Below are 9,162 nucleotides of genomic sequence, written 5' to 3'. Positions count from 1 at the left end.
CGTTGTAGGAGCCGATTCATCGGCGATCCCGCGGCAGCGGGCCAGGTTGTCGCCATCTGGTTATCGCCGATGAATCGGCTCCTACATAGAGCGGGCTGACGCAAAAAAAAGGGGCGGCGCAGTGATGCGCCGCCCCTTTTTTTAAGGCACTTCAGGGCAGCGCGTAGCCGAACTGTTCGTTAAACTCCGCGGCGAACTGGTCGTACGTGAAGTACTGGTTCTGCGTGCCGGGGTGTTCGACCTTCAGCGCGCCCATGAGCGAGGCCATGTTGCCGATGGTCTTCCAGTCGTAGTTCTTCATGATGCCGAAGATGAGGCCGGCGCGATAAGCATCGCCGCAACCGGTCGGGTCGACGACCTTGCGCTCGCGTGCCGGCGGCACCGTGATGATCTCGCCACCGACATGGATGAGCGAACCGCGCGGGCCCTGCGTGATGATGTACGCGGTGACCTTCGACGCGATGTCGTCCGCGCTCCAGCCCGTGCGCTGCTGGAGCAGCTGCGATTCGTAGTCGTTGACGATGACGTACGTGGACTTCTCGATCATCGCGCGGAACTCGTCGCCGTTGAACAGCGGCATCGCCTGGCCCGGATCGAAAATGAAGGGAACGCCGCGCGCGGCGAACTCGTTCACGTGCTGCAGCATCGCTTCGCGACCGTCCGGTGCGACGATGCCGAACGAGTAGTCCGGGATGTCGCGCACGTGGTTCTCGTGAGCGCTGGACATGGCACCGGGATGGAAGGCCGTGATCTGGTTGTTGTCCAGGTCCGTGGTGATGAAGCACTGCGGCGTGAACTGGTCGTCGAACTGGCGCACGCCGTCGAGGCGGATGCCGAACTTCTCCAGGTGCGCGCGATACGGCGCGAAGTCCTGGCCCACCGTCGCCACCGGCATCGGTGCGCCGCCGAGCAGCTTGAGGTTGTACGCGATGTTGCCGGCGCAGCCGCCGAACTCGCGACGCATGGCCGGCACCAGGAACGACACATTCAGGATATGGACCTGGTCCGGAATGATGTGGTTCTTGAACTGGTCCTGGAACACCATGATGGTGTCGTAGGCGAGCGATCCGCAGATAACGGCAGTCATGCGTTAGGTGACCCTGAAAAGAATAAATGGCGCGGCCGTGACCCGGCCGCAGCGAGGGCCGAACGCGACGGGTTCGGCAAACCGACGGATCGTACCCAAAATCGGGCGCCGAGGCGACTCCCAAAGTCGTACAGATTTACGGGGTCGGGCGAGAATCCTCTCGCATCATCCGGACTTACAAGGCTTTCTTAACTTCTCTGCCCTTGCGTGGGGGAGTAGGCCAATCTAGACTCGCACGCTTACTTTTTCTTGCTACTGGCGTCCGCCGCATCATGTTTAAGAAGTTCCGCGGTCTCTTTTCGAACGACATTTCCATCGATCTCGGTACGGCCAACACGCTCATTTATGTGCGCGGCCAGGGAATCGTCCTCAATGAACCGTCGGTCGTCGCGATCCGCCAGGATCGTGGACCGGGCGGCCCGCGTACCGTTGCCGCCGTCGGTGGTGACGCCAAACGCATGCTTGGTCGCACCCCCGGCAATATCGCCACGGTCCGCCCGATGAAGGACGGCGTCATCGCCGACTTCACGATGACCGAAGCGATGCTGCAGCACTTCATCAAGCAGGTGCACCGTTCGCGCATGCTCCGTCCGAGCCCGCGCGTGCTGGTCTGCGTGCCTTGCGGCTCCACCCAGGTGGAGCGCCGCGCGATCAAGGAATCGGCCGAGGGCGCAGGTGCCCGCGACGTCTTCCTGATCGAGGAGCCCATGGCAGCGGCCATCGGCGCCGGTATTCCGGTGCATGAGGCCCGCGGCTCGATGGTCCTGGATATCGGCGGTGGTACCTCCGAAGTCGCGGTCATCTCGCTGAACGGCATCGTGTACTCGCAGTCGGTCCGCGTCGGTGGCGATCGCTTCGACGAAGCCATCATCAACTACGTGCGCCGCAACCACGGCACGCTGATCGGCGAATCCACCGCCGAGCGGATCAAGCTCGAGGTCGGCTGCGCCTTCCCGCAGAGCGAAGTCCGTGAGATGGAAATCTCCGGCCGTAACCTTGCCGAGGGCGTGCCGCGCATGTTCACGATCAACTCCAACGAAGTCCTGGAAGCCCTCCACGAGCCGCTGTCGGGCATCGTGGCAGCGGTCAAGGCTGCGCTGGAGCAGACCCCGCCGGAGCTCTGCTCCGACGTGGCCGAGCGCGGCATCGTACTTACCGGTGGCGGCGCGTTGCTGCGCGATCTGGATCGTCTCATCTCCGAGGAAACCGGCCTGCACGTGCAGGTGGCCGATGACCCGCTCACCTGCGTCGCCCGTGGTGGCGGCAAGGCGCTGGAGATGATCGACCAGCACGGCAGCGACTTCTTCGCGTTCGAATGATGGCCGCGCGCGACGGCGCGCTGGCCGGAACGCGCTGAGCCATGGCCCTCAATCGCGACGATCAGTCGCCGCTGTTCGCGCCCGGTGTGGCGGGGACCCTGCGCCTGATCGTCTATCTCGCGCTCGCCTGTGTGCTCATGGTGCTCGATCACCGCGGCGGCTGGCTCGGTAACGTCCGTTACGGGCTGTCCATCGTGGTCGAACCGATCTACCGGATCGCCGGCCTGCCGTCGCAGGGTTTCCAGGCGGCGACGGTGGCGTTCGCCGATCGCCAGCGCCTCACCGAAACGAACCAGCGCCTGCGCGAAGATCTGCTGCTGGCCAACGCCAAGCTCAATCGCATGGCGTCGGTGGCCGAGCAGAACCAGCGTCTCAAGGAACTGCTGGACACCCAGCACAGCCTCTCGCTCAACGTGCAGCTCGCGCGCCTCATCGGCGTGGACCTGGGCACTTTCCGTCACCGGATCGTGCTCAACGTCGGCGCGCGCGACAAGGTGCAGGCCGGCCAGGTGGTGATCGACGCACGCGGCGTGATGGGCCAGATCGTCGAAGTGATGCCGACCACGTCCGTGGCCATGCTGATCACCGACCCGAACCACGCCATTCCCGTGACGATCGAGCGCACCGGCCTGCGCACCGTGGCCTATGGGTCGCGCGGCGGCGACATGCTGGTGCTGCCCAATATTCCCGTCTCCGCCGACGTGCAGTCCGGCGACAAGCTGGTCACCTCGGGCCTGGGCGGGCGCTTCCCGCCGGGCTTCCCGGTTGGCGAGATCCGCGACGTCGCGCAGACGGCCTCGGGAACCTTCCTGTCCGCTCAGGCCCGGCCCGCCGCCGACCTCGATCGCAGTGAGGATGTGCTCCTGCTCCACGATCTCGCCGAACAGGACGGTCCGCCGCCCCTCGCACCCAATGCAGGGCCGCCGGCTGGCATGGCGCCGGATCCGAATGCGCCGCCGACCGCACCGGTGACCCCGACCCTGCCGAAGGTGACCTCGCCGACCACGACGCCGGTGCCCGCCCGCGCGGCCTCGTCGACGGAAACATCGCCAGCGGGGACGACGCCATGAACAAGCTTCGTGTCCGCCAGCTGTGGTTCGTCGCAACGCTGTTGCTGTCGCTGTTCCTGATGCTGATTCCGCTGCCGGGACCGCTCACGCCGTTCAAGCCGTACTGGCCGGCGCTGATCCTGCTGTACTGGTGCCTGCAGTCGGGCGATCGCGTCACGCTCGGCCTGGCGTTCTGCCTGGGCGTGGGCGCCGATCTGTTCGACGGCGTGCTACTCGGTGAACAGGCGCTGCGCCTTACGGCCATGGTCTTCATCGCGCTGCGCTTCCGCTCGCGCCTGCGCTTCTTTCCGATGTGGCAGCAGTCGCTGGCCGTGCTCGGCCTGCTACTGAACGACCGCGTGCTCCTGCTGCTCATCCGGGTGTTCGCCGGCGATCCGCTGCCGCCGCCGGAATACTGGATCTCGCCGCTGGTGGGCGCGGTGCTGTGGCCGTTCGTCTTCCTGATCCTCGACGACCTGCGCGCGCGTCTGCGCATCCACGACACATGAGCCGGCGTCGCGCCTCGATCAAGGAGGTCCGCGGCGAGGTAGCGCTGTTCCGACGGCGCGCCCTGGCGGGATTTTTCCTGCTCCTGCTCGGCCTCATCGCAGTGTGCAGCCGCTATGTCTACCTGCAGGTATTCCATCACGACGAGTTCGTGACGCGTTCGGAGCAGAACCGCGTAAAACCGCGTTCGATCCCGCCCGCGCGCGGTCTCATCTACGATCGCAACGGCGTGTTGCTCGCCGACAACGTGCCCGCTTTCCGCCTCGAAGTGACGCCCGAGCAGGTCGCCAACATGGACGACATGCTGCAGAAGCTCAGCGCGGTGGTGCCGATCAGCGACGACGACATCGTCACGTTCAAGAAGCAGGTGAAGCTGGGCCGTCGCTTCGAAGGCATTCCGCTCAAGCTCAAGCTCACCGAGGACGAGATCGGTCGCTTCGCCGTGAATCGCTGGCGATTCCCTGGTGTCGATGTCGTGCCGTATCTCACCCGGCGCTACCCGCTGGGACCCTCTCTGGCGCATGTCATCGGCTACGTGAGCCGCATCGATGCCGACGATCTGGACAAGATGGACGATGACGAGGAGGCCAGCTACAAGGGCACCACGCACATCGGTCGCATCGGCATCGAGAAGTCATACGAAAAACTGCTGCACGGCGAGCCGGGCTACGAACTGGTCGAAGTGAACGCGGACGGACGCACCCAGGCCGTACTCGATACCACGCCGCCGACGCCGGGCAAGAACATCTACCTGAGCATCGACGTGCGCCTGCAGAAGGCAGCACTGGACGCGATGGCGGGCCGTGCCGGCGCGGCCATCGCCATCGATCCGCGCAACGGACAGGTGCTGGCTTTCGCCAGCGTGCCCGACTTCGACCCCAACCTGTTCGTCAACGGCATCAGTTCGGTCGACTACAAGGCGCTGATGACGGCAACGGACACGCCTCTGGTGAACCGCGCACTGCGCGGCATCTACCAGCCGGGCTCGACGGTGAAGCCGTTCCTCGCACTGGGTGGCCTCACCATGGGCGTTCGCCGTCCGTCGGATACCGTGCTTTCCACCGGCGAGTTCTGTATTCCGGGGCAGAGCCGCTGCTACCGCGACGACAAGCGCGGCGGCGACGGCACGGTGAACATGGTTCGCGCGATCCAGATGTCCACCAACACCTATTTCTACCGGCTCGCACTCGACATGGGCATCGACCGCCTTGCGCAGTGGATGGGCGGCCTCGGTTTCGGCAAGAAGACCGGCATCGACCTCACCGGCGAATCGGAAGGGGTGCTTCCTTCGCGCGAGTGGAAAGCCAAGCGTAGCAAGGCGGGCTGGTATCCGGGCGAGACGATCATTTCCGGCATCGGCCAGGGCTACTGGGCGGTAACGCCGATCCAGTTGGCCCACGCCCTCGCCACCTTCGCGGGACACGGCGTGCCTTACGCACCGCATTTGCTGATGGATACGCAGGACGGTGTCGACAGCGCGCGGGTGCCACAACCGTTCCCGCCTACCGGCCCGTCGGTGATCCGCAGGGCAGCGGATTGGGACACCGTGAACGAGGGCATGGTCGCGGTGATCAACTCGGCCGGCGGCACCGGCAACAAGGCAAAGCTGGGGCTGGGTTTTCCCTTTGTCATCGCTGGCAAGAGCGGCACGGCCGAGCGCTTCTCGCGCAAATCCGACGCCTACGACACCAACAAGAACACCGCCTACCTGGCGACGCGCCACCGTGCGCTCTTCATCGCGTACACGCCGGCGGAGGCTCCCAGGATCGCCGTGACCGTGGTGCTCGAGGCGGGTGCGTGGGGTGCGGCGGATTCCGGTCCGATTGCCCGCAAGATCCTCGACCAGTGGGTCGTCGACGAGGGTGGGGTGCGCCCTACGGCCTTGCCGCCGGGTCCGATTGCCCTTTCCGACACATCCGCTGAGCCCGCACCTGCAAGCGCAAGCTCCGTCCAGGGCGCGCAACCTGCGGCACCGTCCAGCACTGATCTGCCGCCGGACGACAATGGGGAGGACCAGTAAACATGTTCGCCAACCTCTCCGTTCGTCTCAAACGCTTCGGCCTGCGCCTGCTCACGCGGCCGCGTCTCGATCTGCCGCTGCTGCTGGCCTTGTTCCTGCTCGCCTGCGCCGGCCTCGCCACGCTTTACAGCGCCGGCAACGCCAACCTGTCGCTGGTCGGCGGGCAGGCGGCGCGCTTCGTTCTCGGCGCGGTGTTGCTGGTGGTGATCTCGCGTATTCCGCCGCCCGTGCTGCGCTCGTGGACGCCCTGGCTCTACATGGGCAGTACGGCGCTGCTGGTGGTGGTGGCGGCGCTGGGTGAAGGGCGCGGCGCGTATCGCTGGCTGGATCTCGGGTTCATGCGCTTCCAGCCGTCCGAGTTGCTCAAGCTGACCATGCCGATGATGGTGGCGTGGTACCTGCATCCGCGGCAGCTGCCGCCGGGCTGGAAGGACATCATCGTGGTCGGCCTCATGATCGCCGTGCCGGCGGCGCTGATCGCCGAACAGCCCGACCTGGGCACCGCCTTGCTGGTGGCGGCGGCCGGCGCCTTCGCGCTGTTCCTGTCCGGCATGGCCTGGTGGCGCATCGGCCTGCTCGTCGGTGGCGCGGGCGCGGCCATTCCCGTGGCCTGGCAGTTCCTCCACGAGTACCAGCGCAACCGCGTGCGCACGCTGCTCGATCCCGAATCGGATCCCCTGGGCAACGGCTGGCACATCATCCAGTCGAAGATCGCCGTGGGTTCGGGCGGCATCTTCGGCAAGGGGTGGCAGCACGGCACGCAGTCACGCCTGGAATTCCTCCCCGAGCACACCACCGACTTCATCTTCGCCGTGTTCTCGGAAGAATTCGGGCTGATCGGCGTCATCACCATCATGCTGCTCTACGCCTTCATCATCGGCCGTTGCCTGTGGATCGCGATGAATGCGCGCGACACCTACTCGCGTCTGCTCGCCGGTGCCATCGGCATGAGCTTCTTCGTTTACGTGGCGGTGAACGGCGGCATGGTCGCGGGCATCCTGCCGGTGGTGGGCGTGCCGATGCCGCTGATCAGTTACGGCGGTACGTCCGCGGTGTCGCTGCTGGTCGGCTTCGGCGTCTTGATGTCGATCCATGCCAATCGCAAGCTCCACGATTGATGCCTGAACGCTTCCCGAAGCGCGCCCCGGACGCGCCTTTCCTGCGTGCTACGCTTCGGCGCATGGATGAAGTTCTCGCCGCGCACCGCGCACGCCTCGCACGTTTATTCCCGCGCCTCGCCGGCGCGATGATCCTCTTCCCCCTGCTGTTCGCCCCCGCGGTGTTCGCCGAGACCCATCCGGGCCAGGCGCAACTGGTGAGCGAAGTCGCGAAAGACACGGGTAAGAGCAAGGCATCGCTGAACGCGATCCTCGACGGCGCGAAGATGCAGCAGTCCATCATCGACGCGATGAACCGCCCGGCGGAAGGCAAGCCCTGGCGCGATTACCGGCCTATTTTCCTTACCGAGCAGCGGATCCAGGCCGGCGCCGACTTCTACCAGACGCATCGCGCCCTGCTCGATGCGATCGGCAAGAAGTACGGCGTGCCGCCGGAATACATCGTGGCCATCGTCGGCGTGGAAACCTTCTACGGCAAGAACACCGGCAAGTACAAAGTGCTCGACGCGCTGGCCACGCTGGCGTTCTATTACCCCAAGCGTGCGCCGTTCTTCCGCGAGCAGCTGAAAACCCTGCTGGAACTGCCGCCGAACCATCTTGCCGGTCCGCTGGACACGCTCACGGGCTCGTATGCCGGTGCGCAGGGCTGGGGCCAGTTCATGCCCTCGTCCATCCGTGACTGGGGCGTGGATTACGACGGCGACGGCAAGATCGACATGAAGGGCTCGATGGGCGACATCTTCGCCAGCGTGGCCAACTATTTCTCCCAGCACGGCTGGGAAACCGGCGGCCCGCTCGCCGTGCGCGCCCAGCCGGATGCGCGCGTGGTCGACCCCGCCGTGCCGAAGGACTGGCGTCCCGTGGCGCCGGTGGAAACCTTTGTCGCCGAGGGTTTCGCGCCATTGCAGCATTTGAATCCGGGGCGCGACGCGCAGCTGGTTCGTCTGGAGGGGCCATCGGGTCCGGAGTACTGGTTCGTCTTCCAGAATTTCTATGTGATCACCACGTACAACCGTAGTCCGATGTATGCGATGGCGGTGAATCAGCTGGCGCAGGCGATTCGGGAACGGACGCATGGGTCTGCGGCGCGATGAGCGGCGCTGGCGGGGGGGGTGTCGCTGATGTGATCTCCGTGCTTCGCAGGGATCGCCGGCATAGCCGGCTCCCACATACAGCCGGCAGTTTGCAGGCTTATAGCCGGCTCCCACATACAGCCGGCAGTTTGCAGGCTGTGGTGAGCACCCTGTGGGAGCCGCTTCAGCGGCGAAGGGTGCTGGCGACACGCCTCACCTTCATCTGCCTCGTAGCCATGCTTCTCGCCGCCTGCGGCGGTTCGAAGAATACCCGCCCGTCGGCACGCAGCAGCGGTGGCTCGTCGTCCTCCTCCTCGCGGGGCGGTCACGACGACATCAGCAAATCGCAGGGCTCGCGCTATCGCTCCAGCTCGGACAGCGTGCCCACCGAGATACCGGATGTCAGCAAGCTTCCGGAGCCCGTGCCGAAGGTGGAGCCGCGCGCGCTCTACGGCAACAAGTCGCCGTATTCCGTTCTCGGCCAGACCTACAACGTGCTGCCCACGCCGCGCGGGTACGTCGAGCGCGGCATCGCCTCGTTCTACGGCAACAAGTTCCACGGCTACAAGACCTCGAGCCTCGAGGAATACGACATGTATCAGTTCTCAGCCGCGCATAAGACGCTGCCGCTGCCGAGCTATGCGCGTGTCACCAATCTCGAGAACGGCAAGAGCGTCATCGTCCGCATCAACGACCGCGGTCCCTTCCACGAAAACCGCATCATCGACCTGTCCTTCGCGGCGGCGGTGAAGCTGGGCGTCTGGCCGAAAGGCACGGGCCTGGTCGAAGTGCGCGCCATCGATCCCAGTGAAGCGAACAGCGATCGCGGTGCGCCGTACGTGAACACCGCACCCAAGCCGGCGCCCGTGACCGCGCCGGTGCCGCCGCCGCGCCCGGCCTTTGCCGCTGCGCCGCCGGCTGCGCGCACGGCGCCGACGCCGGAGATGGCGACCTCGTCGCCGTCGTCGTCGTCTCGCTTCGTTGGGGCT

At 65.7% G+C, this 9,162-nt stretch carries 8 protein-coding genes; 7 read left to right on the top strand and 1 reads right to left on the bottom strand.

Going from position 1 to position 9,162, the window contains the following annotated elements; translation table 11 throughout:
• Positions 1 to 151 precede the first annotated feature (151 nt).
• Complete coding sequence (locus AC1DSN_RS13545) at positions 152 to 1,087, bottom strand: carbohydrate kinase family protein (RefSeq protein WP_063572170.1); 936 nt, start codon at positions 1,085 to 1,087, stop codon at positions 152 to 154.
• Between the two features lie 272 nt (positions 1,088 to 1,359).
• On the opposite strand from AC1DSN_RS13545, the gene AC1DSN_RS13540 reads away from it, so the two are divergent.
• The 7 genes from AC1DSN_RS13540 to AC1DSN_RS13510 all read left to right on the top strand — a co-directional run.
• The gene (locus AC1DSN_RS13540; protein ID WP_036139600.1) at positions 1,360 to 2,406 is read left to right on the top strand and encodes a rod shape-determining protein; all 1,047 of its coding nucleotides are present in this window, start codon (positions 1,360 to 1,362) and stop codon (positions 2,404 to 2,406) included.
• Between the two features lie 41 nt (positions 2,407 to 2,447).
• A complete protein-coding gene (mreC, locus tag AC1DSN_RS13535; RefSeq protein WP_213949420.1) occupies positions 2,448 to 3,476 on the top strand; it encodes a rod shape-determining protein MreC in 1,029 nt (342 codons plus the stop codon).
• Complete coding sequence (gene mreD / locus AC1DSN_RS13530) at positions 3,473 to 3,964, top strand: rod shape-determining protein MreD (RefSeq protein ID WP_477331121.1); 492 nt, start codon at positions 3,473 to 3,475, stop codon at positions 3,962 to 3,964. Before mreC ends, mreD begins: the two co-directional genes overlap by 4 nt.
• Positions 3,961 to 5,982 (top strand): penicillin-binding protein 2, encoded by a 2,022-nt coding sequence (gene mrdA, locus AC1DSN_RS13525; protein WP_477331119.1) that lies wholly within the window; start codon positions 3,961 to 3,963, stop codon positions 5,980 to 5,982. Before mreD ends, mrdA begins: the two co-directional genes overlap by 4 nt.
• Before the next feature lie 2 nt (positions 5,983 to 5,984).
• Positions 5,985 to 7,100 carry a rod shape-determining protein RodA gene (gene rodA / locus AC1DSN_RS13520; RefSeq protein WP_213949422.1) on the top strand — a complete coding sequence of 372 codons (1,116 nt, stop codon included), beginning with the start codon at positions 5,985 to 5,987 and terminating at the stop codon, positions 7,098 to 7,100.
• A 128-nt stretch (positions 7,101 to 7,228) separates the two neighbouring features.
• A complete protein-coding gene (gene mltB / locus AC1DSN_RS13515; RefSeq protein ID WP_477296997.1) occupies positions 7,229 to 8,194 on the top strand; it encodes a lytic murein transglycosylase B in 966 nt (321 codons plus the stop codon).
• A 215-nt stretch (positions 8,195 to 8,409) separates the two neighbouring features.
• On the top strand, positions 8,410 to 9,162 hold a 753-nt coding region (locus tag AC1DSN_RS13510; protein WP_477331124.1), incomplete at its 3' end, for a septal ring lytic transglycosylase RlpA family protein.

Source organism: Luteibacter sp. P4_D7_3 (genome assembly GCF_056401735.1).
This window is presented reverse-complemented; position numbering and strand designations above follow the sequence as displayed.

Coding starts and splice junctions, on each gene's coding strand:
- mreD (WP_477331121.1), top strand. CDS start 3,473: ATGAACAAGCTTCGTGTCCGCCAGCTGTGGTTCGTCGCAACGCTGTTG.
- mreC (WP_213949420.1), top strand. CDS start 2,448: ATGGCCCTCAATCGCGACGATCAGTCGCCGCTGTTCGCGCCCGGTGTG.
- rodA (WP_213949422.1), top strand. CDS start 5,985: ATGTTCGCCAACCTCTCCGTTCGTCTCAAACGCTTCGGCCTGCGCCTG.
- mrdA (WP_477331119.1), top strand. CDS start 3,961: ATGAGCCGGCGTCGCGCCTCGATCAAGGAGGTCCGCGGCGAGGTAGCG.
- mltB (WP_477296997.1), top strand. CDS start 7,229: ATGATCCTCTTCCCCCTGCTGTTCGCCCCCGCGGTGTTCGCCGAGACC.
- AC1DSN_RS13540 (WP_036139600.1), top strand. CDS start 1,360: ATGTTTAAGAAGTTCCGCGGTCTCTTTTCGAACGACATTTCCATCGAT.
- AC1DSN_RS13545 (WP_063572170.1), bottom strand. CDS start 1,087: ATGACTGCCGTTATCTGCGGATCGCTCGCCTACGACACCATCATGGTG.